The sequence below is a fragment of the Actinomyces sp. oral taxon 181 genome (genome assembly GCF_018370895.1).
In the GTDB taxonomy this organism is placed as follows: Bacteria; Actinomycetota; Actinomycetes; order Actinomycetales; family Actinomycetaceae; genus Pauljensenia.
The window spans coordinates 62,117-86,842 of record NZ_JAGYZL010000005.1; the positions used below are offsets into that span (position 1 = coordinate 62,117).

The 24,726-nt window shown below is 56.4% G+C and carries 23 protein-coding genes, 1 tRNA gene and 1 pseudogene; 17 read left to right on the top strand and 8 right to left on the bottom strand.

Annotation, left to right across the window (positions count from 1 at the left end):
- Positions 1-38 precede the first annotated feature (38 nt).
- The 3 genes from KHW85_RS03700 to KHW85_RS03710 all read left to right on the top strand — a co-directional run bounded on the left by KHW85_RS03700 (position 39) and on the right by KHW85_RS03710 (position 2,141).
- Positions 39-842: a polyphosphate polymerase domain-containing protein gene (locus tag KHW85_RS03700; RefSeq protein WP_291458848.1), complete on the top strand. Its 804-nt coding sequence runs from the start codon at positions 39-41 to the stop codon at positions 840-842.
- 134 nt (positions 843-976) lie between these two features.
- Positions 977-1,441, top strand: a complete 465-nt coding sequence (locus KHW85_RS03705) for a RidA family protein (protein WP_291458849.1) — start codon at positions 977-979, stop codon at positions 1,439-1,441.
- 115 nt (positions 1,442-1,556) lie between these two features.
- Complete coding sequence (locus KHW85_RS03710; protein WP_291458850.1) at positions 1,557-2,141, top strand: DUF2249 domain-containing protein; 585 nt, start codon at positions 1,557-1,559, stop codon at positions 2,139-2,141.
- Between the two features lie 107 nt (positions 2,142-2,248).
- Here the strand turns inward: KHW85_RS03710 and KHW85_RS03715 are convergent.
- Positions 2,249-2,321, bottom strand: a tRNA-Thr gene (locus KHW85_RS03715).
- Between the two features lie 167 nt (positions 2,322-2,488).
- Between KHW85_RS03715 and hemH the strand changes: the two genes are divergently transcribed.
- Positions 2,489-3,529, top strand: a complete 1,041-nt coding sequence (hemH, locus tag KHW85_RS03720; protein WP_291458851.1) for a ferrochelatase — start codon at positions 2,489-2,491, stop codon at positions 3,527-3,529.
- Here hemH and KHW85_RS03725 read toward each other — a convergent pair.
- Positions 3,526-4,761 carry a chloride channel protein gene (locus KHW85_RS03725; protein ID WP_291458852.1) on the bottom strand — a complete coding sequence of 412 codons (1,236 nt, stop codon included), beginning with the start codon at positions 4,759-4,761 and terminating at the stop codon, positions 3,526-3,528. The two genes, hemH and KHW85_RS03725, sit on opposite strands and share 4 nt — an antisense overlap.
- A 92-nt stretch (positions 4,762-4,853) precedes the next feature.
- Positions 4,854-5,306 (bottom strand): MarR family transcriptional regulator, encoded by a 453-nt coding sequence (locus KHW85_RS03730; protein ID WP_009408445.1) that lies wholly within the window; start codon positions 5,304-5,306, stop codon positions 4,854-4,856.
- Positions 5,307-5,540: 234 nt separating this feature from the next.
- Here KHW85_RS03730 and KHW85_RS03735 point away from each other — a divergent pair, with 234 nt between their 5' ends.
- Positions 5,541-5,867 carry an Lsr2 family protein gene (locus tag KHW85_RS03735; RefSeq protein WP_291458853.1) on the top strand — a complete coding sequence of 109 codons (327 nt, stop codon included), beginning with the start codon at positions 5,541-5,543 and terminating at the stop codon, positions 5,865-5,867.
- A gap of 165 nt (positions 5,868-6,032) precedes the next feature.
- Here KHW85_RS03735 and KHW85_RS03740 read toward each other — a convergent pair whose 3' ends face one another.
- From KHW85_RS03740 to KHW85_RS03750, 3 genes are all read right to left on the bottom strand, one after another.
- Positions 6,033-7,037, bottom strand: a complete 1,005-nt coding sequence (locus KHW85_RS03740; protein ID WP_291458854.1) for an asparaginase — start codon at positions 7,035-7,037, stop codon at positions 6,033-6,035.
- A gap of 55 nt (positions 7,038-7,092) precedes the next feature.
- Complete coding sequence (locus KHW85_RS03745; protein ID WP_291458879.1) at positions 7,093-8,523, bottom strand: amino acid permease; 1,431 nt, start codon at positions 8,521-8,523, stop codon at positions 7,093-7,095.
- A gap of 176 nt (positions 8,524-8,699) precedes the next feature.
- Positions 8,700-9,923: an OmpA family protein gene (locus KHW85_RS03750; protein ID WP_291458855.1), complete on the bottom strand. Its 1,224-nt coding sequence runs from the start codon at positions 9,921-9,923 to the stop codon at positions 8,700-8,702.
- 241 nt (positions 9,924-10,164) lie between these two features.
- Here KHW85_RS03750 and KHW85_RS03755 point away from each other — a divergent pair, with 241 nt between their 5' ends.
- The 4 genes from KHW85_RS03755 (at position 10,165) to KHW85_RS03770 (ending at position 13,926) form a co-directional block, all read left to right on the top strand.
- Entirely contained in the window at positions 10,165-10,902 is a 738-nt protein-coding gene (locus tag KHW85_RS03755) for a phosphoglyceromutase (protein ID WP_048713089.1), read from the top strand.
- A 236-nt stretch (positions 10,903-11,138) separates the two neighbouring features.
- A complete protein-coding gene (locus KHW85_RS03760; RefSeq protein ID WP_156334706.1) occupies positions 11,139-11,681 on the top strand; it encodes a CarD family transcriptional regulator in 543 nt (180 codons plus the stop codon).
- Positions 11,678-12,454 carry a 2-C-methyl-D-erythritol 4-phosphate cytidylyltransferase gene (gene ispD, locus KHW85_RS03765; RefSeq protein ID WP_291458856.1) on the top strand — a complete coding sequence of 259 codons (777 nt, stop codon included), beginning with the start codon at positions 11,678-11,680 and terminating at the stop codon, positions 12,452-12,454. Before KHW85_RS03760 ends, ispD begins: the two co-directional genes overlap by 4 nt.
- 89 nt (positions 12,455-12,543) lie before the next feature.
- Complete coding sequence (locus KHW85_RS03770; RefSeq protein ID WP_291458857.1) at positions 12,544-13,926, top strand: MFS transporter; 1,383 nt, start codon at positions 12,544-12,546, stop codon at positions 13,924-13,926.
- A gap of 70 nt (positions 13,927-13,996) precedes the next feature.
- Here KHW85_RS03770 and ispF read toward each other — a convergent pair whose 3' ends face one another.
- Entirely contained in the window at positions 13,997-14,500 is a 504-nt protein-coding gene (gene ispF, locus KHW85_RS03775) for a 2-C-methyl-D-erythritol 2,4-cyclodiphosphate synthase (protein WP_291458880.1), read from the bottom strand.
- A gap of 127 nt (positions 14,501-14,627) precedes the next feature.
- Between ispF and thrC the strand changes: the two genes are divergently transcribed.
- The 3 genes from thrC to rlmB all read left to right on the top strand — a co-directional run bounded on the left by thrC (position 14,628) and on the right by rlmB (position 18,730).
- Positions 14,628-16,082, top strand: a complete 1,455-nt coding sequence (gene thrC, locus KHW85_RS03780; protein ID WP_291458858.1) for a threonine synthase — start codon at positions 14,628-14,630, stop codon at positions 16,080-16,082.
- Positions 16,083-16,152: 70 nt separating this feature from the next.
- Positions 16,153-17,616, top strand: coding sequence for a cysteine--tRNA ligase (cysS, locus tag KHW85_RS03785; protein WP_291458859.1), 1,464 nt, complete (start codon positions 16,153-16,155; stop codon positions 17,614-17,616).
- Positions 17,617-17,740: 124 nt separating this feature from the next.
- A complete protein-coding gene (gene rlmB, locus KHW85_RS03790) occupies positions 17,741-18,730 on the top strand; it encodes a 23S rRNA (guanosine(2251)-2'-O)-methyltransferase RlmB (protein ID WP_291458860.1) in 990 nt (329 codons plus the stop codon).
- A 67-nt stretch (positions 18,731-18,797) separates the two neighbouring features.
- On the opposite strand, the gene KHW85_RS03795 is transcribed toward rlmB, so the two are convergent.
- On the bottom strand, positions 18,798-19,400 hold the full coding sequence (locus KHW85_RS03795; RefSeq protein ID WP_291458861.1) for a hypothetical protein: 603 nt from the start codon (positions 19,398-19,400) through the stop codon (positions 18,798-18,800).
- Positions 19,401-19,477: 77 nt separating this feature from the next.
- Between KHW85_RS03795 and KHW85_RS03800 the strand changes: the two are divergent.
- The 5 genes and pseudogenes from KHW85_RS03800 (at position 19,478) to KHW85_RS03820 (ending at position 24,663) form a co-directional block, all read left to right on the top strand.
- Positions 19,478-19,975: pseudogene (locus tag KHW85_RS03800) on the top strand (DUF456 domain-containing protein).
- Positions 19,976-20,135: 160 nt separating this feature from the next.
- The gene (locus KHW85_RS03805) at positions 20,136-21,422 is read left to right on the top strand and encodes an adenylosuccinate synthase (protein ID WP_291458862.1); all 1,287 of its coding nucleotides are present in this window, start codon (positions 20,136-20,138) and stop codon (positions 21,420-21,422) included.
- 257 nt (positions 21,423-21,679) lie between these two features.
- Complete coding sequence (locus KHW85_RS03810) at positions 21,680-22,834, top strand: hypothetical protein (RefSeq protein WP_291458863.1); 1,155 nt, start codon at positions 21,680-21,682, stop codon at positions 22,832-22,834.
- Between the two features lie 47 nt (positions 22,835-22,881).
- On the top strand, positions 22,882-23,487 hold the full coding sequence (locus tag KHW85_RS03815) for a heme-binding beta-barrel domain-containing protein (RefSeq protein WP_291458864.1): 606 nt from the start codon (positions 22,882-22,884) through the stop codon (positions 23,485-23,487).
- A complete protein-coding gene (locus KHW85_RS03820; RefSeq protein ID WP_291458865.1) occupies positions 23,488-24,663 on the top strand; it encodes a folate-binding protein in 1,176 nt (391 codons plus the stop codon). It begins immediately after the preceding gene.
- Positions 24,664-24,726 lie beyond the last annotated feature (63 nt).

Here is a 24,726-nt window from a genome sequence, read left to right on the forward strand (position 1 = left end):
ACACCAGCCTCGGCCTCGTAAAAGAACTGGAGGACACCATGACGCACGAACTACACAACCTGACGAACCTAGAACGAATCAGCCTCGACGAGATGAACGCGCGCGCCGCGATGCTCACGCGAGTCGATCGCAAGTACGTCGTGCCCACGGATCGCTTGGATGAGTTGATCGCGTTCATGAACCCCGCAACGCAGATCCTCGAAATTGGCGGCAAGATCGAGCAGCGCTATGGCTCCTGCTACTTCGACACGCCTGAGCTGCACTCCTTCGTGGACACCGCGCACAAGCGCCGCCGCCGCTACAAGGTCCGTACGCGCTCGTACCTTGATTCGGAGCTGGCCTTCCTTGAAGTTAAGACCCGAGGCCCGCGCGGGCACACCGTCAAGAAGCGCTTGGCCTACGACTTCGCTCAGGCAGCGCGGATGGAACTGAGTCATGAGGGCAGGCTTTGGGTGGCCGAAAAGCTCGAGGCCGCTCAGTGCTTTGAGGGTGTTGGTCGGGTTGATTCCCTGGTCCCCGTACTGACTGGAACCTACACGCGTTCAACGCTTCTCATGGCCGACGGCCAGGGACGAGCAACGATTGACACCGATCTGGAATGGGACTCGTGGGGGCATGAGCTTCAGGCTCCCCACATTGCGATTATTGAGACTAAATCAGGCGCGGCTCCCTCTGAGCTAGACCGACTGCTGTGGGCAAATAGGATCCGTCCCTCGCGTATCTCGAAGTATGCGACTGCGATGGCTCTGCTGACTCCGGACTTGCAGACAAACCGGTGGACTCGGGTGATTGATCGTTTCTTCACGATGAGGCCGACGGTTCAGCAGGCGCTTGCCGCATGAGCAGATCGCGGGGTTGATCCCGTAACAAGCTGTCCCGCGAAGTGTGCGTGATGACCCAGAGGTGCTGCGCGGGACTAGGCTGGGGGGTGTGGATATTCCATGCCCCCCAGTTCTGATGAGATCGTGAGGAAAAAATGACACTGCCTTCGGAGAAACTTGCTGAGCTCGGCCTTGAACTTCCTGAGGTTGCCAAGCCTGTTGCCGCCTATGTCCCCGCTATTGAGGATCGCGGTGTTGTGCGCACTTCCGGCCAGCTTCCCTTGGAAAATGGTGAGCTAGCCTGCATTGGTGCGGTCGGTGAAGAGGGTGCGGATCCCGAAGATGCCTACGAGGCCGCACGCATTTGCGCGTTGAATGCAATGGCGGCTGCGGCTGCAGTTGCGGGCGGTGTGGATCGTTTGGCTTCGGTAGTTAAGGTGACTGCCTTTGTTGCTTCCCTGCCGAACTTCTACGGACAAGCTGCTGTGGTTAATGGAGCATCTGAACTGCTGGGCGAGGTTTTTGGCTCTCAGCACGCGCGTTCGGCTGTGGGTGTTGCAGCTTTGCCGCTCAATGCCTCGGTTGAGGTCGAGGTGGAGTTCGCACTCCGCTGCGAGTGAATGGGATCGTTCAGCGCTCTATTTAGCAAGGATTTAAACTGAAATAAAGGTCTGTGTGCGGGCGTTCCTGTGGGTGCCCGCTGGTTTACAGCTTTATTCCAAGGAAGAGGACGAAATGGCAGAGACTTTGCCCGAGGCGGCAGCGCCGGGAACTGGACAGCAATTCAAGCTGGTCGATGTGTCGACCACCCCCTCTGAGGGCGGCTGCGGTTGCGGTTGTGGCGGCCACGGAAAGAAGGAACAGGCTGCTCCTGCAGCATCTGCACCCGAGTCGCACGGAGGCTGTGGCTGCGGTGGGCACGGGCATCAGGCTGAGGCAGCGCCTGCACCTGAGTCGCACGGTGGTTGTGGTTGTGGCGGACATGGACACGGTGCTCAGGAAGCTCCAAAGGCTGAGGCATCTGCTCACGGCGGTTGTGGTTGCGGTGATCACGGTCAGGGAACCGCGCACGTCGTATCGCAGGATCCCGCCGTTCGTGAGGACGAGCTTGTTATTCATTCCCTGCCTAAGGTTGTTCGCCATGCACTGTTGTTTGCCGCGATGGACAACCTGCCGCTTGGCGCATCGCTGATCGTTGTTGCTCCGCATCAGCCCGTCCCGCTGTTCAACTACCTGCAGGAAAGCGAATCGCACTACCGCGTCGAGACCATCGAGACCGGTCCGGTCGACTGGCGCTACCGCGTGACGCGTCTGTCCTGATCTTCGGACCTTCAATGCCCGCGAGCCCCGCGCTCGCGGGCATTCCTGTTTCAACACAAAAGCCCGAAACGCCAACGAGGTTTTCGTTGGCATTTCGGGCTTGTCTGAGCCGCCTGTGGGAATCGAACCCACGACCTATTCATTACGAGTGAATCGCTCTGCCGACTGAGCTAAGGCGGCCGGGCTCATCTGCACTTCACTGCTGAGGTGGAGAAAAGCTACCTGAAGTACTTTAGCGGTTACCACTTGTGAGAAGCAAACGTTTCGTGACAGAGGTGATGTGGGATTGCCCGCACAGCAATGTGCGATTCAAGAGGCAGATTGCCTGGCGAATGTTAGGCTGAATTGTGTTGACAGAAGATGACGAAAAGTCAGAAAACCCGGCTGAGATCCCCGTAGTGCTCCTGGTTAACCTCGGTACTCCAGAATCCACCAGCCCCGGCGATATTCGCCGTTTCCTGCGTGAATTCCTGAGCGATCGTCGTGTGATCGAACTTCATCCTCTGATTTGGAAGCCAGTTCTGGAAGGCGTAATTCTTCCTTTCCGCCCTTCTCGAGTTGCCCCAAACTACCGCTCGATTTGGACTGAGCACGGTTCGCCACTCATGGCGTATTCCATTGCCCAAGCCGAATCCCTATCAGAGCTGCTTGGCGGTCAAGCGAAAGTTGCGCTCGCTATGCGCTACGGAAAGCCCTCTATTGAGAGCGTCCTCGATGACGTGTTTGCGAAGGGGCATCGCCGAGTCCTTCTTCTGCCGGCCTATCCGCAATATGCCGCGTCATCCGCGGGAACGGTGACTGACGCCTTAGCGCGCTACATCCTGAAGCGTCGCAATCATATGGAAGTGCGTACAATCCGTTCATTCCCCACGGAACCCGCCTATATTGAAGCCTTGGCCCACGCAATCGAGGAGGATTGGGCACGTCGGGGTCGCCCCGATTTCGCATCCGGCGACCAGCTTCTTGCGTCTTTTCACTCCATCCCTCAGAAAATGCACGATGCGGGTGACCCCTACAAGCATGAGTGTCTGGCGACGGCGAATGCGCTGCGAACCCGTTTAAATCTTGATGAAGATCAGCTATTGGTGACTTTCCAATCGGTCTTTGGACCCGCGAAATGGTTGGGTCCGGCGACCATCGATACCGTCGCAGAGCTTGCTCGTCGTGGGACCCGGCGCCTTGATGTCATTTGTCCTGGCTTTATGACGGATTGCTTGGAAACCGTTGATGAGATTGCAAAGCTTAACCGCGATGCTTTCCTCGAAGCCGGCGGCACGGACTTTACCTATATTCCCTGGGGTAATGCGTCTGCCGGTGCCGTTGATACTTTGGGTGCGCTTGCCCGCCGTGGGTTAGCGGGCTGGGTTCATTTCCCTGACGAGGCCTAGGCGCTTCTCTGCTCGCGCCATTTGTTCCACATGCGCGACGCGCCAACCCCAAGTCCCAGTGCGATGACAGTGGGCACAAGCAAGGTTGCGCCTCGGTGTGTAAATTCAATAACCAGGCACAGCGCTGTCAGCGGTGCGCTCATGGATGTTCCAAGAACAACCACAGCGCCGATGAAGGCGAAGCAAACGATTGCGGTTGTGTCGCCGGGGTAGATGTGGGACCAGAGGATTCCCAGTACCGCACCGCTCGATGCGCCTAGTGCAAGACCGGGGGTAAGAGTTCCACCCCATGCGCCCGAGCGAATGGTGGCAAGCGTGCCAATAAGTTTGGTGAATCCGTCGATCGCAAGAGAAGCGAGTAAAGCGAATCCGATTCCCGCGGCCTCGCGCCCTCCCTGTCCTAAAACAGCTCCATCAAAAGCAAGCTGAGCGGTCGATTGTCCATTCCCGGCAATTGAAGGAACCCAAACAGTGATCACTCCAATGAGGGTGAAGATCGGGATCATCCAGGCAAGTAGTCGCCAGCCGGTAGGGCGCGCAGCAGAGCATGCCGAAACGACACTCTTGAAGAGGACTCCAATGATTCCAAGGAGAGGACCGATGATGATGGCCCAAAGTGTGAGTGATGCGGTCGGAAGGAGCTGGGCGGCCTCGGGGAGTGTGTAGAAAGGATCGCTTCGAACCCAGCCGTGTGCGACGAGGACCGCTCCGCCGCTGATGATCAGCGCAGGCCATACCGCGCTGGCTGTGACCTCGATCAGAAGAATTTCAAGTGCGAATACTGCTCCGGATAGCGGGAGCGAATAGACAGCAGCAAGACCTGCACCGGCCGCGCAGCCGACAATAACGCGTCGCTGCTCGGGTGGAAGGTCAAGAAAATCCGCGATCTTTCCGCCTAGGGAGGCGCTGATCTCGCGAGGTGCAACTTCACGACCGATAGAAGCGCCCATTCCGACAATGATGATCTGGTTAATCGAGTGCCAGAAAGTCAGGAGAAGTGGCATCTTCTGGCCATTAACCGCTTTGGGTAGTGAGATGGGTTTGCCACCGGCGCGCGCATAGAGATACCAGGAAATTCCTCCGACGAGGCCTGCTCCCCCCAATGCGCAAATCCTGTGCCACCAAGGCACTGAGGAAATTGCCTGAAGAAGCGTGCCGTTTGCGTCGCCGAAGACGAGGCCTTCGATCAGGTGGAGAAGATGAGAACACCCGGCACCAACTAACCCTGCCATTATTGCGGTAACGAATACCGCTAGCCCCATGCGGATTCGGGGCGAGAGCCGGGAGAGTGGTAAACCGGGTGCGTTCACACTAGTTGAGAGTACTAGCGCTTTTCGACTTCATCCAAGCGAGTGTTAACGTCTGAACCAACGCGGATCAACACGTTGAGGTCTTCGTCCGAGATATCGTCGCTAATAATGTCGCGCAGAAGTGCTCGCTCAGCCTGTTGGGCGGAGGTGACGAGTTTCTTGCCTGCATCGGTGATGGTGATTGTGCCACCTCGACGATCGAATTCGTAGGGGGTGCGAACGATGAGATCGCGATCGGCCAGACGACGATAGGTGTGTGTCAGACGCGAGGGGCTAAAAATGACCGATTGGGCAAGTTCTCCCATACGGATTCCAATTTTGCCGGCTGAAGCGACCTCATCGAGGACGCGATATTCGCCGAGTGAAAGTCCGAACTCGCGCTTGAGCGTTGCCTCTAGAGCCGCAGAAGCCCTAGTGATAGTAATGAAAAACTGTTCGATTTCGCGAGCCCGCTTTGCTTGGTTCATGTCCCTTCTCCGTTTTAGCCTTCATCCTCGAGGTTCTCTAACGAAAGGACAGTTTATAGGTTTTGATCAGGCCATACAACGCTTGAATCGAAAATGAGACAGGCAATTATAAGGGCTCAAAAAATTAATAGTTAATATCGAAAATGTGATAGTGTGGCTTCGAAAAGCGCATTACTCGATCGCAGAAAAAAGAATTCTTCTCTGCGGTTGACGAGTTTTCGAAGGGTGAAAACTGTGCAGAAGAAAGTCGTTGTATTGGTTGATGACCGTGATGGCTCGGTCGCCAAGCAGACAATTTCATTCGCATTCAAAGGCGTATCGTATGAAATTGATCTTTCCGACCAGAATGCAGAGCAATTTGAGCGGGACATGTCACCGTGGATTTCTGCAGCTCGCAGGGTAGGCGGGCGTCTCAATAGTCGTCGCACAACACCGTGTAGAGATACGGAAGCAAAGAGTGTTCGCGTGCGTCGTTGGGCTCGTGAAAAGGGGATCGAGCTGAGTGATCGCGGTCGGATTCCTTCGGCCATTGTCGAGCAGTTTGAAAAGGAAAACCGCTGACCTTTGTTCTGAATTCCTCTGATATAAATGCGGGGCATTTCTTATCGAAATACCCCGCATTTATATTTGTATTCAATACGTTTTGTGTCGAGTGGTCAGTTTTCGTGATCTGTACCGGTTTAGGTTCATCCTATATCCGCTGGAATAGCTAAAACCGCAGGTCAGCTATGCAATACCCGGAAGGCTCACTTCGCCAGCAATAGATCGATTCATCCACTGCGCGAACTCTTCACCCTGCAATCCCTGAGAGAGTAAGAAGATGGTCTTCGCATATAAGGCCTCGAGCGTCATGTCATGCGCGCTAATTGCGTCCAAGCGCGCAAGAGTGCTCCCTGCCTCGTAATGGCCCAAGACAACCTCGGCCTGGTGGCACTGCGAGGCAACGATTAAGGGAACCTCGGCCTCGTGCAGCTTCTGCAAAACATCCACAAAACCCGGGTCTGAAGCCGGAATATTCCCCACGCCGTATGCGCGGATGATCACCGCCTCGGGCAGGGGAGTAAACATGGAACGTAAACGCGTGGCGCTCAGGCCGGGAACAATGTCCACAACGGCAACATCGTGGCGAGCGTAAGGTGCCGGATTAGCCCAACCCTCACCGGCCTCGACACTGTGATACCAGCGCCAAGGGGCACCTGTACGTGCAATCGGCAATGTCGAAGGTGAGTCAAAGCCAGCGAAGGCCCATGATGAGGTCTTCGTTGAACGATTTCCTGCCAGAAGCATATGGCCAAAGAACAAAGTCACGCCGCTCACCTGGGAACTTCCGGCAGCGCGCAAAGCACCCGTCACATTTGCGGAGGCGTCGGTTCCGACAACGCCCAGCGGATACTGAGAACCCGTCAAAACAATAGGTTTCGTGAAATCCGCCAGTGCGTACGACAGTGCCGCAGCGCTATAGGCCATGGTGTCGGTCCCATGGAGAACCAAGAAAGCATCGGCTTCATCGGCATGAGCGCGAATATCGTCGATGATCATCTGCCAGTGGATCGGTGTCGTTTCCGAAGAATCGACGAGCGGCGAGAGCTGAGACATTGACACCTGTCCCGTAAGCTCGATTCCGTCGAACTGAGTGTTGAGCCACGATGCCATATCGGCGCCCGGTCGCAAACCGTCAGGAGAATCAACCATCCCGATTGTTCCGCCTGCATACGTCACATGAATCCTCATAGTGCGTCCTCTTCCATCATCGGATAGCGAAAAAGAAACGAGAGCAGAGGGGTGGTTATTCGCCTAAGCGGCGGGGGGCCTCGTCATTTGAAGAAAACTTACCCCGAATTGCATACCAACCACAAACCATTGCCACGACCACCACTCCGAAGAGCGCAAGAGTCCAACGGCCATTGGCGCTAGTCACATTTGAAGCGATGACAATCGCAAAGAAAGCGAGCGAGATGTAGTTCGTGAAAGGTGCGCCCGGCATGCGGTATGAGGGGCGCTCCTCCTTCCCGGCACGCACACGCTTGAGGAATGCCAGGTGGGTAATGAGGATCATCGCCCAGGTACCCGCAATGCCGATTCCGGCCAAGCTCATGACGATTTCAAAAGCATCGTCGGGCAGGAATGCGTTGAGCAGTACCCCCAGCAGTCCGAGTGAGGCGGTGATGATAATTCCGCCGTAGGGGACGTGGTGCTTGTTAAGTCTCGAGGCGAAGCTGGGGGCTTCGCCAGAAACGGCCATTGAGCGCAGGGTTCGGCCCGTCGCGTAGAGCCCCGCATTAAGCGAGGAAAGCGCTGCGGTTAGAACGACAACCTGGACGATATCACCGGCGTGAGGAATTCCGAGCGAAGCGAAGAAGGTGGTGAAGGGGGACTCGTCGGAGGAATAAACGGTGTAGGGCAGGGCTAAAGCCATGAGAGTCACGGTACCGACGTAGAAGAAGAAAATTCGCAGGGCCATCGAGTTGATTGCCTTGGGAAGTATCTTCTGTGCATCTTTCGCTTCGCCGGCAGCGACGCCCACCATTTCAGTGCCGCCAAAAGCGAAGACAACGCCCAGAGTCAGTGCGAAGATCGGTGCGATGCCCTGTGGGAGTAGGCCGCCATTTTCGGCGATGTTGTGGACGCCGGCGGTGTGGTCGCCCATCTGGGCCTGGGTGATGATCGCCCAAATGGCAAGCGCCATAAAGATTAAAATCGTTGCAACTTTGATGAGAGCAAACCAGAATTCGGCCTCACCGAAGGCTTTCACCGACAGCATGTTGAGGCAGAAAACCAGGACAAGAGCGATCAGAGCGATCACCCAACGCGGGATCCACTCGAAGAGATTCCAGTAGTGCATATAGACGCCGACCGCCGTAATATCTGCCATCACCGTCACTGCCCAGTCGAGGAAAAAGAACCAGCCGGTGATGAAAGCACCACGTCTACCAAGGAATTCACGTGCGTAAGAGACGAAGGCTCCAGAGGAGGGGCGACGGATTGCGAGCTCACCGAGTGCGCGGACCATGAGGAAGGCGAAAACTCCACAAACCGCGTAGGCGAGAGCAAGAAGCGGACCTCCCTGCGCAAGGCGTCCGCCTGCACCAAGGAAGAGGCCAGTTCCAATCGATCCACCGATTGCAATCATCTGCAGGTGGCGGTTTTTGAGGGCCTTATCGTAGCCTGCATCACCCTGATCTGCGGGGTGAGTTCCGCTTGTTATTTCGGGGTTCATCGAGGCCTCGGTAGTGGGCTGGTGAGTAGACATGCGTACCTTCCATCTGGTTGGACACTGGATGTGGGGGAGAAGTTCATTTGAGAGTGATCGACTGGTTCGGGGGGCAGTTGAAATTGAATAGTTGGAACTAAGCGCAAAAAGCTGGGGTAGTGATGTGCCTCAGCCACTTACTGTCAGAATGCGGGAATGAAGATCTCCACGCGGCGGTTCGCTTGGCGACCGGCGGGGTTGTCCGAACCATCGGAGTTCGTGTTGGGTGCGACCGGCTTGCTTTCGCCAAATCCCTGAGAATCCAAGGTTGCAGTGACGCCATCCTTCTTCAGTTCGTTGACGACTGCAGTAGCGCGTTCCTCAGACAGGGCCTGGTTGGAAGCATCGTCACCAATTGAATCGGTGTGGCCGTAAACGTGTGCAGCCGGAACCTTCGCGCTCGTGAGTACCTCAGAAAGCTTCTTCAGGGTTGCTGCTGCCTCGGGACGAATATCGGACTTGCCGAAGTCGAAGAGGACGCCATCTTCCAGGGTGATGGTTGTGCCGCAGCTCTCGACGGGCTTGAGGCTATCGACCTTGGGGAACTTACCAACCTTGCCAACGGTCGGTGCCTTGTCAGCCTTCACCTGCTGGCCATTTACCGTCGCGGTGCCATCGCCGTTGTTGATGATGCTCAAGTTCGGGCCGTTGTAGACGCCGCCGCCCTTGCCATCAAGGCTGTAGGTCACCGAAGTCTTGCTGTTGCTGTAGTTGCCGGAACCATCGGAGCTAATCACGATCTTTTCGCCGGTTTCGGAGTTGTTGTAGACGCCGGAACCGTCAGGGCTAACCGTGATGTTCAGAGTGTTTGAGGTGTAGGTACCGGAGCCATCGGAACTGATCGTGATGTTCAGTCCGTTGGATGAATCGTTGTAGACGCCACCGCCCGTGCCATCGACAACGATGCTTACTGGACCCTCGTTAATAACGCCGGAGCCGTCACCACTGTTGACGACCTGCTTATCGCCGTTATTGGAGACACCTGATCCGTCGCCACCAAGTACGGTATTTCCGCCGTTGGTCACCAATCCGGAACCCTCACACACGGCGGGGGCAACGGTTACGCCGGGAACGGAGGAAATCTTAGCGGTCGCGTCAATGACAGCCTTGTCAGCATTTGAGGCGAATACGCCGATTGGGGGAACTTTGAAAAGAGGAACTGGCGGAATCTCACCGGGTTTGTAGCCTGCGACAGCGGGGACCGCGGAGGTGGCTGAAGCGGTTGCCTCGGGGGTTGCCTCGCTCGTTGCGGAGGTCGATGCGGAAGGCGCGCTCTGAGAGCATGCACTCAGTGAAACGAGTGCTGCCAAGGTGGACAATGCGGTCGCCGTACGGAAAAAGTGGCGCTTTGATGTTGTGTCACTCATGCCCAAAGTTTAAAAGGAACATACTGAGCAGTTGCTGGATAGCCCCTACTGAGACACTGATCGAAGTTGATTAGGTTGCGGTTATTTGATGATTTTGAGAGCTCATGCGCTGGGGTGTTGTGGACAGGACGCGTGCAGGATGTCGCCGTTTTTCTTCTCATCTCCGAGAAACAGGGGAAAAGGCGGGACGCGTGACGCAGGTCCCGTGACACATATGCGAAAAGAATGAAAGAATATGTGCATGACCTACAAACTGGTGCTGCTCCGCCACGGCGAGAGCGAATGGAATGCAAAGAACCTCTTCACCGGTTGGGTGGATGTTCCGCTGTCGGACAAGGGCCGCGCGGAAGCAACCCACGGTGGTGAACTCCTCAAGGAGTCCGGTGTTCTTCCGGATCTCCTGTTCACGTCGATGCTGCGTCGCGCGATCATGACCGCGAACCTGGCACTTGACGCTGCTGACCGTCACTGGATCCCCGTTGAGCGCAACTGGCGCCTCAACGAGCGTCACTACGGTGCGCTCCAGGGCAAGAATAAGAAGGAAATCCGCGACGAGTACGGCGAGGAGCAGTTCATGCTGTGGCGCCGTTCCTTCGACGTGGCTCCGCCCGCAATCGAAGCAGGTTCTGAGTTCTCGCAGGATCAGGATCCCCGCTACGCCGGTGAACCCGTTCCCATGAGCGAGTGCCTCAAGGACGTCATCGCACGTCTGCTGCCCTACTGGGATGAGACCATCGTTCCCGCGATCAAGACCGGCAAGACCGTTATGATCGCCGCGCACGGCAACTCTCTGCGCGCGATCGTCAAGCACCTGGATGAGATCTCCGACGAGGACATCGCCGGCGTTAACATCCCCACCGGCATCCCGCTGGTGTACGAGCTTGACGAGGAAACCCTCAAGCCCATCAAGAAGGGTGGCACCTACCTGGATCCCGAGGCCGAGGCGAAGATCGCTGCGGTCGCCAACCAAGGTAAGTAATTTCTGCAATAGGCGCGGCGGTTCCGAATTCCGGGACCGCCGCGTTTGCGTTTTGTTGCGATCGCGCTGGCCCTCTTGAAAGCTGTCCTTCTGGAAAATTCACCGTGAGTGTGATGGGCAGGGCTTTCTAGTCCCAGGCGCGTCTGTGCACAGCTGCTCACCATTCAAAGGCGCAGAAAGTATGTGAACTGATAGAATATAGACCGCAGTTCAGCTGAAGCGCAGGAGTTTCTTCTATGTCATTTGAGATCGGTCAGACCGTTGTTTATCCTCACCACGGCGCCGCGAAGATTGAGGAAATTTCCACCCGTGTTATTCGCGGCGAAGAGAAGACGTACTTGACTCTGCGCGTCAGTCAGGGTGATCTCACCATTCAGGTACCCGCCGAAAACGTTGATCTTGTCGGTGTGCGTGACGTTGTTGACGAAGACGGTTTGGAGACGGTGCTTTCGGTCCTGCGCGCTCCCTATATTGAAGAGCCCACAAACTGGTCGCGTCGTTTCAAAGCCAACCAAGAGAAGATTGCGACTGGCGATATCGTCAAGGTTGCCGAGGTTGTTCGAGATCTTACTCGCCGTGATGATCAGAAGAAGCTGTCGACCGGTGAGAAGCGCATGCTGACGAAGGCTCGTCAGATCCTCAGCTCTGAACTTGCACTTGCCCGTGATATCGATAAGACCGCTGCGGCTGCGCGCCTCGACGAGGTCTTGGCTGAGGGCTACGACGAGTCCCTCGCAATCGCGGATGACCTCCCGGAAGAAGACGCGGAACAAGAGTGACCTCAACATCCCCGGCTCAGGTTTACGCGGTCATCACTGCGGCCGGATCGGGTACGCGCTTGGGCTCAGATCGCCCGAAAGCTTTGGTTGAACTCGACGGAATGTCTTTGGTTGAGCACGCGCTCAGGAACCTCCATTCTGGTGGCGTTGATTGCGCTGTTGTGACAGCACCTCCAGAACGCTTCGAAGAGTTCCGTGCACTTCTGGAGACTGCCGAGTTTCGTGATATTGTCCGCGTTGTTCCGGGTTCCCCCCTGTCTAGGCAGGCTTCCGTCGCTGCTGGACTCGAGGCACTTGCCCAAACAGCTGCTGATTTGAGTGATGACAGCCCCGTCTTGATTCATGATGCAGCTCGCCCTTTGGTTTCCCCTCAGCTGGTTTCTCGCGTGATTGATGCTCTTCGCGCGGGAGAGCAGGCGGTGATCCCAGGCCTTGCGGTGGCGGATACGCTGAAGAGCTTCCATGAAGTTCCCGAGGCCTCGGCAGAGCAAGTGCAGGGCGCGCGCTATGTTGAGGCGACGGTTGACCGCGCTGGTTTGGTTGCCGTTCAGACTCCGCAGGGTTTCCCCTGGAAAGTGATCCGTGAGCTGCATCGGCGTGCCGCGGCCTCGGCGAATAGCGAAGCCACAGCGCTTACTGATGATGCCGGGCTTGCTCAGCAGGCGGGAATTCCCGTTCGCATTGTTGCCGGTGAAGGCCGCGCATTGAAGATTACGACGCCAATTGATCTGGTTTTTGCGCGCGCAATCCTTGCCGAAGATGCTCGTGCGTGACGACCCTTACTTGTATTTTTTCTTTTTCGTTGCTTCTCCGTGATAGTTTCACTGGTAGGCCTACGGTGGTAGGCGTATAAGGAGTGAACATGAGTGAATCGACGCCCCCTCAATCGATGGCACCTTCGGCGAAGAAGAAAGCATCGATTCTGACGAAGCCGGTCATTGAATGGGCTTTGTGGGACTGGGGTTCGGCAGCATTTAATGCTGTTGCAACGACTTTCGTCTTCTCGGTCTATCTGACCAGTGATGGGACTTTCACCGATAAGGGAACCGCTAGTGATTACCTTTCGTGGGGTCTTTTTGCTGCAGGCATCATCATTGCGCTTCTCGCACCGATTACCGGTCAACGCGCTGATCGCCGCGGAAAAGGCGGTCTTGCCTTAACAGTGTTTACGATCTTGGTCGTTATTTGTCTGGCACTGATGTTCTTTGTCGCTCCGGAAGGGCCTTTGGGGCCGCGCGGAGGCCTCTTCCTTGGCATTGCGCTTTTGGGTATTGGCAATATTTTCTTCGAATTTGCATCGGTCAATTACAACGCGATGCTCAACCACCTCTCGACCAAAGAAAACATGGGCCGTATTTCCGGTCTGGGATGGGGATCGGGCTATGTCGGTGGCATTGTTTTGCTGTTGATTCTGTACGTTGGACTGATCAGTCCCGAGGTCGGATGGTTTGGCATTACCCATGCGAATGGATTGCACATTCGCGTCTCAATGGTGATTGCTGCAGCGTGGATGCTGCTGTCTGCACTGCCTTTGATGCTTCACCCCGTCAAGCCCCGGCATATTGATGAGCACCACGGTGAGCACGAAACTCTATGGGATTCTTACCGAAAGCTGTGGAGCACGGTGAAGTCTCTGGCGAAGGAATCGCCGCACACGCTGTTCTTCCTTGCGGCCTCTGCCGTGTTCAGGGATGGTCTTGCGGGTGTATTCACCTTCGGCGCGATCCTTGCGGGAACGGCCTTCGGTTTCTCATCTGGCGAGGTGATTATCTTTGCGATTGCGGCAAACGTCGTCGCAGGAATCGCCACTATCGCCATGGGTGCCTTGGACGACATCATCGGACCGAAGCGCCTTATTGTGATCTCGCTAAGCTGCATGGTGATTGCGGGTATGAGCGTCTTCTTCTTGCACAATGGCGGAAAGATTATTTTCTGGACCTTCGGTCTGGCCCTTTGCGTTTTCGTGGGTCCGACTCAGTCTGCATCACGATCTTTCCTTGGACGCATGATCCCCGAGGGGCGTGAAGGCGAGGTCTTTGGGCTGTATGCGACGACCGGTCGTGCAGTGTCCTTCCTTGCACCAGCGATGTACGGCATCTTTCTGGCGTTTGGTCGCAATTGGACACCTGCCGGTGCGGACTACACCTACTGGGGGATCCTTGGCATCATCTTGATCCTTGCGTTGGGATTGGTCATGACACTCTTTGTTCACCCGGCAAAGGCAAGGCTGGATTCGCTGAAGTAGCTCTGGAGCACGCGTGAGGAGAGTTTAGGCTCCGCCTTGTTTTTGCGTGAAACTCACGTGAAGTGCGCTGTTACTTGCGATAGATCAGAGCCGTCGCACTTGCAGCGATACCTTCACCCCTGCCAGTGAACCCGAGGCCGTCAGTTGTTGTTGCCGAAACAGAGACGGGGGCCCCAAGAATCTGGCTCATCGCCTGCGAGGCTTCTTCGAGGCGTTTCATCATGCGCGGACGCTTTGCAATGACTTGAACCGTGACGTTTCCAATGAACCAACCGGCATCTGCCAGCATTCGGCGGACCTCTTCAAGAAATGCCTTCCCTGACGCTCCTGCCCATTCGGGGCGATCGGTTCCAAAATTTGTTCCAAGATCTCCCAGTCCTGCGGCGGCCAAGAGCGCGTCGCAGGTGGCATGCGCGGCAGCATCGCCATCCGAATGCCCTTCAAGAGGGATTTCTCCTGGCCATTCAAGGCATGCAAGCCACAGCGTTTTGTTCCCGAAATCTGACTGCGGATCAGCATATGCATGGACATCAATTGCTTGCCCAACCCGGTAGGGGAAAGGAAGCGAAGACATTTCACTCATGCCAGTAGCCTAAATCGCCTGGCGGGCATTTGCGTCTACTTTCTGGTTCTCTCCACAAAGCGTCTCAGATGAAACAATTCATCCTTCTCGAGCCACCCGCTCACGGTAGGGTGAGAGCGTGCGTTACATTTCGACCAGAGATCCTCAGGCCGCTTCCGCCTCCTTCTGCGATATTTTGCTCGCAGGGCTAGCGCCGGACGGTGGGCTCTACCTGCCCGAAACATACCCTCAGCTCAGCGCTGAGCAGCTGAATCGTTGGCAGGATGTGCTCACTCAGCACGGCTACGCCGCGCTTGCTGCTGAGGTACTGGCGCTCTTCATCGATGACATTCCGCGTGAGGATCTCGATGGTATTTGCGCTCGCGCATACCGCACCCCCGTATTTTCGGACCCAGAAATTGTGCCGGTCACGTGTGTGAACGCAGAAGAAAACCTCTGGCTCGCCCACCTGTCTAATGGCCCTACGGCTGCATTTAAAGACATGGCAATGCAGCTTCTTGGTGAGCTATTCGAATACGAGTTGGGACGACGTGGGGATTGGTTGACCATCGTTGGTGCAACCTCGGGTGATACCGGAAGCGCAGCAGAATACGCGCTGCGAGGCCGCTTAGGCCTCAGCGTCGTCATGCTCACTCCCGCCGGACGCATGACTCCCTTCCAGCGCGCACAGATGTTCTCCCTCCTTGACGACAACATCGTCAATGTCGCAGTTGATGGCGTCTTTGATGACTGTCAAGACCTTGTTAAAGCCGTCAACATCGATTCCGACTTCAAACAGCAGTGGCATATCGGTGCGGTTAACTCCATCAATTGGGCCCGTTTGCTGGCGCAGGTTGTGTATTACATTGCGTCTTGGCTGCGCATTCGTCTTCAGACAGGAATGCCTGACCTGCGCCTCAATGTCGTCGTCCCCAGTGGGAATTTCGGCAACATCTGCGCAGCGCATATTGCCCGCCAGATGGGGCTTCCCCTTGAGTCTCTGGTCGTTGCTACAAACGAAAATAATGTTCTTGAGGAGTTCTTCCGAACGGGCGTATACCGGGTTCGAAGCAGTGAAGATACTCTTGCGACCTCCTCACCTTCGATGGATATCTCGAAGGCCTCGAACTTCGAACGTTTTATTTTCGATCTCCTTGGACGGGACGCGGCCCGTACACGCGATCTTTTCAACCGCGTCGCCACTCAGGGATATTTCGACCTTTCTCGAACCGAAGAATTCGCACAACTTCAGCAGAACTTCGGCTTCCTCGCGGCCTCATCCACTCACGCAGATCGGCTGGCCCAAATTCGGCGCACCTGGGAGGAATCGCACTACCTCTTGGATCCACACACCGCCGATGGGGTGCAGGTTGCTCGCCAATTGCGCGAAAAACTTGAGGGTCCCGTCGCAGTGATGGAGACTGCGCTTCCCGTGAAGTTCGAAGAAACCATTGCCGAGGCCGTTGGTTTCGTCCCACCGGTACCGCCCCGTTTTGCAGATATTGAAGGGCACGAGCAGAGGGTTGTTGAATTGCCTCGCGACGTTGATGCCTTGAAAGAGCTTATTCAGAGCAAGGTCAAGCCAGAGCGCTAATTTCTTCGTTACACGGTCCCGGAAGCCGAACCGGTCTCCAAATGAAGGTGGCACCCTTTACCATGAAGGTATGAGCCTTCACCTGTACGATTCGAAAACCGCACGCTTGCAGCCACTGAATCCAGTGGTGCCCGGACATGTTGGAATTTACCTGTGTGGTGCAACCGTTCAGGGTTCTCCTCACGTTGGGCATCTGCGTTCTGCGGTCGCTTTCGATTCCTTGATTCGTTGGCTTAAGCGCAGCGGTCTTGAGGTGACCTATATCCGTAATGTCACGGATATTGATGACAAAATCCTTCGCAAGTCTGCAGAAGCTGGCGTGCCCTGGTGGGCATGGGCGCAGCGCTATGAGCGTGAATTTACTGAGGCTTATCACAAGCTCGGTGTGCTTGACCCCACCTATGAGCCGCGTGCGACCGGACATATCCCAGAGCAAATTGCTCTGATCCAACGTTTGGTGGATCGCGGTCATGCGTACAGCGACGGCGCGGGAAACGTCTACTTCTCGGTCGCCTCGCAAAAAGACTATGGCTCGCTCACCCACCAGCGTCTTGAAGATATGCGCACGACCGAAGACGAATCGCAGATTGATTCCGCGACCGAGGCCGGGAAGAAGGACCCGCGTGATTTCGCGCTTTGGAAGGCCGCAAAGCCCGAAGAACCAGCCACGGCCTCGTGGGATTCTCCTTGGGGGAGGGGCCGCCCGGGTTGGCACCTCGAATGCTCTGCGATGTCCTACCGCTACTTGGGTGAAACCTTTGATATTCACGGTGGTGGCATCGATTTGCGCTTCCCTCACCACGAAAATGAACAGGCACAATCGCACGCTGCGGGATGGGATTTTGCGCAGGTGTGGGTCCATAACGCCTGGGTGACAACCAAGGGCGAAAAGATGTCGAAGTCTTTGGGAAATGTCCTTTCAATTGAGACTCTGACACAGGATTTCCCCGCGGCTGCAGTGCGTTGGGCACTTTCAACGGTGCATTACCGCAGTGCCATCGAGTGGGGACCCGACACTCTTCCCGATGCAAACGCTGCCTGGGAGAAGTTCTCAGCTTTCGTTACCCGATCAATCGAGGCCGTTGGCGCAGCAAGCCCGGAGGAATTGTTCTTGAGCCCCGGAGAGCTCCCCGATGCCTTCACCATTGCTATGGATGATGATCTCAATGTTGCCGGTGCATTGGCAGCGGTTCATGAGCAGCTCAAACTGGGCAATATTGCCTTGGCTGAAGGGGATAAGCAGGCGATTAAACGCCAGCAAATCTTGGTCCGCTCCATGCTCGATGTGCTCGGGTTGGATCCGGCGTCACCCCAGTGGGCACATGCTGGGGCGGGGGCATCGGCCTCGGGAGAAACGGCTGAGGACCCGCAAAAGCATGCGCTTGACGTGCTTGTCGGGGCATTGCTTGAACAGCGTGCTCAGGCGCGTGCTGATAAGGATTGGTCTACTGCCGATCAAATCCGTGATCGACTGGCCCAGGCTGGTGTTCAGGTTGCGGATGGAAAAGACGGAGCAACCTGGAGCCTTGGATAATTCGGCCGGCTCGCGGAGGTGACAAGCATGCGGGTGCGAAATCGATTAAAGCGCGCCCTAGCCGCCCCGATGCTGAGCTGACACCGTATGCTTGTGTCAGTTCACGACAAAACAAGGAGACACGATGGCTGGAAATGATGGACGTCGCGGCGCCGTAAGGAAGCCTGGCTCGAAGAAGGGCCCGAAGGTTGGCACCGGTGGTCACTCGCGCCGTCGCCTCGAAGGTAAAGGACCGACGCCCAAGGCTGAAGACCGCACCTACCATCCCGCGTTCAAGCGTAAGAAAGCACGTGAAGCTCGCGAGGCCCAGGAAGCCGCAATCGCACGCGCTCGCGCGAAATCCTCCATCAAGATTGCCGAGGGACATGAACTGATCGCCGGCCGCAATCCAGTTGCCGAGGCCGCGCGTGCGGGAGTGCCGATCGAACGTGTCTTTGTCCTTGACAACGTGAAGGATGACCGCGTTGAGGAAGTTGTCCGCCTGGCCTCGGGACTGGGCGCACCCGTCTACGAAGTGACGCGCCGCGACCTAGACGTCGCAACTGACGGTGCGGTCCACCAGGGCGTTGCCATCGAAGTGCGTGGTTACGAATACCGCGATGTTGAGGATCTCATTGCAGATTCTTTGCAGCAGCTAGGTGTTCCACTTTTGGTAGCACTGGATCAGGTCACCGATCCGCATAACCTGGGCGCCGTCTTGCGTAGTTCGGGTGCATTCGGCGCTGATGGTGTGATCATCCCAGAGCGTCGCAGTGCGGGTGTCAATACCACTGCGTGGAAGGTCTCGGCCGGTGCCGCTGCTCGCGTGCCCGTTGCGCGTGCTACAAACCTTGTGCGAGCACTCGAGGACTGCAAGAAGGCCGGGTTCTTCGTCGTCGGCCTCGATGGTGGTGGCGACACTGAACTGCGCGATCTGAAGCTGGCCGATGGCCCGCTGGTTGTCGTCACGGGTGCTGAAGGCAATGGCCTTTCTCGCCTCGTTCGCCAGACTTGCGATCAAATCGTCTCAATTCCGATTGCTTCCTCGGTTGAATCGCTGAACGCAGCAGTTGCAACGGGGATTGCCCTGTACGAGGTCGATTCGCTTCGTCGCGCCCGCGCAGAAAAGTATTGAGAGCAGCGAAAATAGCGCTCAATGGGAACAACTCCCCCCTACCTAAGACTTGGCTGGGGGTGTTTCCTTAAATCTTGCCTTTGCGGCGGCGCTTGACATCCCTGCGGATGCAGTAGATGTTTTGCGTCTCTAAGAAGTGGTCTTTCGGCAGGTCGTCGGCGTAGAAATACGTTGCGCCCACGCGTAAGAAACCAGTGTTTCGGTATTCCTCTTCGAACTGGTGCAGTGTCACGTATAAAACATCGTTCAGAATCGAGTCATTATTCGCGATGATGTCGCTTGGGGTGCAGTAAAGCTCTGTAAAGAACTCGCCCTCTGCGGACACGCGGCGCGCGGCAATCACCAATCGATTCATCCCCAGCATCGAACGCTTGAGTTTTTGGGGGAACAAATGCGGCACAACCTCCACCCAATCAGAAACTCCAGTCCACATGAGCTCTTTGAAGTCTGAGCCGATAATGATCTCGGTGCCCGTCCATCCGTGAAGGGCAAGCTCCTCCCTATAGCCGGGAGTTTCTCCGCGAGCGCCGAAGCGATTCCAAAAGTCAAGGCAGCGTCCCGCCGCGTGCTCGGGTGATTCATTGACCGGGTACATCGCTGAATAGCGAGCAACCGACGTTGTCAGAATACCGGGATGTTTATTGGGATCTCGGCGTTTAATGAAACCCATTGTTCACTCCTTCGCTGGGGGCGCTGGGTCAATCATGCCGTGAAAGGTTCTCAATTCAAAAACGCTATGATTCATTCATGAGTCTTACAGCAGTCTTGATCATCGCAGCCGTCATTCTCTTTGGCGTGATCGGTGCGGTTGTCCAAGTGTGGCCGTCTTCACCCTTCGTTGGCGGCGCGATTTTCGTGTGGGCATGGATGACCGGGACACGCAGCGCATGGATTATTTTTGCTATTTCTGCTGCCATCTTGATTGTCGGAACAATCCTGAAATACATCATTCCCGCCCGAGGAATGACTAAGGCAGGAATTCCCTAATCCACCCTAGTGTGGGGAGGAATCGGCGGTTTTGTCGGTTGGTTTATTGGTCTGCCTCTCGGGCTAATTTTGGGCATGATTGCCGCCATCTTCATTGTGGAATATTTGCGCAACCAGGACACTCAAAAGGCGTGGAAGGCCACGGTTGTTGCACTCAAGGCTTTTGGTTGGACCATTGCGATTGAATTGATTGCCGCTCTGAGCGCCGCGACATTGTGGGTTGTTGGCCTGCTACTCCAGAATCCCGCTGCGGCCTAAGTAGCGACTGGGAATAGTGAGGACGCCCCGAGATTGCTACTCAGCGGCCTTGCCCGCAAGGTCCCTCTCGCCTCGCGCGATCCTCGGCTAAACTTGAACCCGTTGCGCCTTGCGCACGCAACAACTTCATACCCGCAATGCATTGAAATACGGAGAAAACATGCCCGCCGTCATCGTTCTCGGCGCCCAATGGGGCGACGAAGGCAAGGGAAAAGCTACCGACCAGCTGGGACAACACACCGATTACGTCGTTAAGTTCAACGGTGGTAACAATGCAGGTCACACGGTTGTTATCGACGGTGAAAAGTATGCGCTTCACTTACTTCCCGCGGGGATTCTCTCCGAGGGCGTCACACCGATCATTGGCAATGGCGTTGTCGTCGACCTCGATGTTCTTTTCGAGGAACTTGCCGAGATCTCAGGCCGCGGAGTGGACTGTTCACGACTGCTTATTTCAGCGAATGCACACATCATTCCCGCGTATAACCGCCTGATGGATCAGGCGAATGAGCGTGCTCGCGGCAACAATCAGATCGGCACGACAGGTCGCGGTATTGGCCCGACCTATGCCGATAAGATGAACCGCATTGGTATCCGTATTCAGGATCTCTTCCACCCCGATACCCTTCGTGCCAAGGTTGAAGCCGCTCTGGGTCCGAAGAACACGATTTTCGAGGCCGTGGGCCTGCCTACCCTGGACCCTGCCGAAGTGACCGATCACCTTCTGTCTTTCGCAGACCGTATCGAGCCGATGATGTGCGATGTGTCCTTGGTTGTGAATGAGGCACTCGACCGCGGTGAAACCGTTCTTTTTGAAGGTGGTCAGGCGACCATGCTCGATATCGACCACGGAACCTACCCTTTCGTTACCTCCTCCAACCCGACCGCTGGCGGTGCGCTCGCGGGTGCAGGTGTTGGCCCGACTCGCATCGATTGCGTTGTTGGCGTGGCGAAGGCCTACACGACACGCGTGGGTGAGGGGCCCTTCCCGACCGAGCTTGATGATGAAGTCGGCGAGGATTTGCGTACCCGCGGTGGCGAGTTTGGTGTGACCACCGGCCGTCCGCGCCGTACCGGCTGGTTTGATGCCGTTGTCGTGCGCTATGCAGCACGCGTGAATGGTTTGACCGACCTGTGCCTGACCAAACTGGATGTTCTCACCGGGTACAAGGAAATTCCCGTGTGTGTGGGATATGAACTTGACGGCATTTCCGTCGATGAAATGCCGCCGGATCAGGTTGATTTCGCCCGCGCAGTCCCCGTTTACGAAATGGTTCCAGGCTGGAGTGAAGACATCACCGGATGCCGGAGTTTCGATGAGCTTCCCGAGGCCGCGCAGGCGTACATCCTGCGTCTTGAGGAGCTCGTGGGCTGCCGAATTTCCTCGATTGGGGTTGGCCCTGGCCGCGAGGCGACCATTATCCGTTTCCCGCTGCTGGGGGAGTAACCCTCTGCTGAGCGGTTGATTTTTCGAGGCCGACGTCGCGCTCCCACAGTGTGGGGTGCGGCGTCGGTGCATTTTGGGCAATAAAAAGCGCGCACCGAGCCGAAAGCGCCTGTCGGCGCGAAGGCCGCTCGTAGCGGCAGAGGTTGGAGCCCGGGGCTTAACAACTCGGTACGCATCACCGAGCATAGAGCACAGCACTGGTCGACGCATTCCGTGCCGCTGAGGCCTCAATAGCAGCCATGTGGGACCATAGAGGAATGGAGCATCTTGAGTCTTCCCCTGCGAAACTGCCCTCGCGCCGCGAGCGCCAACGGCAACGCGCTGCAGCACACGCGCAGGAAAGCGCTCAAAGTTCGGGTGAAAAGCAGCTATCTTCAGGTCGCCACTCACATAAGCAAGATGCGTCTCATCGGATGACAACACGCGAAGCTAAGGAATATGCCCCCACGCGTGAGCACGTGAGCACTCACACGGGGATTATTCGCATCCGGCATAGAGTTCGACACGCTCCAGACACCACGCGCGTGCCCTATGCGATGAGTGAGAGCGAATCAATTAACCCCGCTCTACGCCGAGGGCTTCATACCTCCGCATTCACTGTTGCAGCTCTTTCGCTGGCAACTTTCATCCTGTGGTTCACTCCATGGGAATCATGGGCCTGTTCATTAGTCGTCGCGATGGCCTCGTGCTTGCTTGCCGCAGGCTGGCCCTCTCTCACAAATACGAAGGTTACGGTTCCGGCCCAAGTTACCGTCGGCCTCGCCGGCTGCATTGCAGCATTGGTTGTGACAATCAGTGCTGATTTGATGGCGGCCACTGCGGTCATGGGCTTGGGGACGGTTGCGGTTGTCGCGGTGGAAGTCTTCACTGCCTCGACGCCGCGTGATTACTCTTCCAGCGGTCACGGTTCTTGGGCGACACGCTCAACAACGGCCTCGTTAATGAGCTCGCTTACTGCGCTGCTTGTCGTGGTTTCGGGATCCTCGTGGGTGACACTTGCATCTTCGCAGGGCTGGAGGATTGCGGTTCCCATCGCCTGCGTTATTGTTTCGTGTACCGTGTGGGGCGACCAGATTGGAGCGGGTTTCCGTTCGCAATCTCTAGGCGCTCTGGGTGCGGCGCTGCTTTCTGGAGTGATCGCCTCGGTTGCGGTGTGGAAACTGGGTCAAAGCGCGGATCTCAGCCCGATCGTTCTGCCCGGGCTTGCGGCCTATTCGGGACTGACAACCGCTGTTGCAATTCTCGGTATTTTCACGGGGGTTGCTGTCGCCTTGGTCGTGATTGTTCTGGATGGTTTGATGGGCGATACCGAGTGGGCGCGGCCGACAATTGGCGCGATTGCGCGGGGGAGCGCGAAGTTCCTCATGGCCTCGCTACCGGTGTACATCATGTTCCGAATCGGTGGAATTTAATCCAAACTCAGTTCGCAGATGGGGGTGTGGCCGCTTAGGCTGGAGTCATGTTCTCCATTCCAGAAAACCTGCCCCTAGAAATTGCTCCTTTGGCTTGGATGCTTGGCCCGTGGAAGGGCTGGGGAATGCTCAGCATCGACGAAGGTGATGACCAGCCGATTTATGAAGAGGCAGAAGGGGCGATCTGCGGAAAGCAGATGAAGCTCGTCACGCGAATCTACTCTGCAACTGCCCGCGAAAGTATTGATCCGATTTGGGATGCGGCTCGCGGTATTGCGGCGCTGGAAGTCGGAGAACTGATGCGTGAAGAAACTTTGTACGTCTCATTGCTTCCCGGTTCCGGCATGCTGCCAGAACCCGGTCACTATGAAACCCGTGAAATGGTCGCGCAGGGCGCTCAAAGTGATGGTTACAGCGCACGTTGGGTTGGCCGTTCAATGGGACCGCGGATTCAGATGGAGACTGATCTGCTGATTCGTGACCCTAAGGCCGCAGAGTTTGAGCGTTTTTCGCGAATGTATGGCCTAGTTGCGGGCGAAATGCTCTGGGCGAATGAACGCCAGGGAAATGACCATGAAAGTCATGTTGAGCTTTCTGGACGACTCATGCGCGTTGACGTCCTCGATGAAACTGAGCAAAAGGATGGCGAGTAAGTGACACAGAGCGAAACGCAGTGGAAGTCTCCTCTGGCGACACTTCCGGGCGCGGTCGCCCTTGAAGACGTGGAAGGCGATGTCGCTTGTGGTGTAACTGCTCACTACGGTGATCCTTCTGGGGAACAGTGGGCCCTAGAGGCAGGTCGAGCAATTACAGACCGCCCTGACCTTGCCGTTGTCGAAGTGTCTGGTCCTGATCGACTGACGTGGCTAACCTCAATTTCAAGCCAGGTTTTGACTGGTATCGCTCCCGGAGAATCACGCGAACTGCTGATTATGAACCCCCAGGGGCATATCGAGCACGCATGCGGAGCCATCGATGATGGTGAAATTCTCTACCTCATAACCGAGGCTTCTGACGCCCAAGCGTTGGCTGATTGGCTCAATTCCATGCGTTTTGCGCTTCGTGTCGAAATGACGATTTCACAGCGCTGGTGGTTGGTTGGAAGCGTGGGGGACAGTGGAGTTTCCCAGTGCGATCAGGTTGCGCTGACATGGAATGATCCTTGGCCGGGAGTTGTCGATGGGGGAGCGGCGTATTACCAAGGGAAGCACCCGGGCGAATCACTTGCCTTCCATATACACCTTGTCCCAAGGGAGCAAGCCCCCGAATTTTGGCACGCGTGGAGCGAAGGTGCGCCAAAGCGTCGAGCAGCGGGAATAGCAGCATGGGAAGCAACGCGGATCGCTGCGTGGCGCCCACGTCTGGGACATGAGACTGACGCGCGCTCGATGCCGGCAGAACTGGACTGGTTGCGTACTGCGGTTCACACGAATAAGGGGTGCTACCGAGGACAAGAAGCTGTTGCCCGGATCTTGAACCTCGGGCGTCCCGCAAGGCGCTTGGTCTTCCTGCAATTGGATGGTTCCAGGGGAGATCTTCCAAATCCGGGACAATTCATCGAAGTGGGTGGACGTCGCGTGGGTGTGGTGACATCGGTTGCTCGTCACGCTGATATGGGGCCGATTGCTCTTGCTGTGGTTTCACGCGCGCTCTCACCTGATGTCGTCCTGGACTTGGATGGAATTGCAGCAGCGCAAGAACTTATTGTCCCGATCGATGGGAAGTCCTCGGTGTCACCGAAGGAACGTCCGGGGGCAGAACTGCACAATCCAGATCTGCGCCGGCCAGATGTTCCCGCACTTGGCGGAAAATCAATCGGCGGACGGTAACAGACTTATCAGTGGAATACTCTGCGGACGAACCAGCGGACAACACTTAGGAGCCAAGGAGCA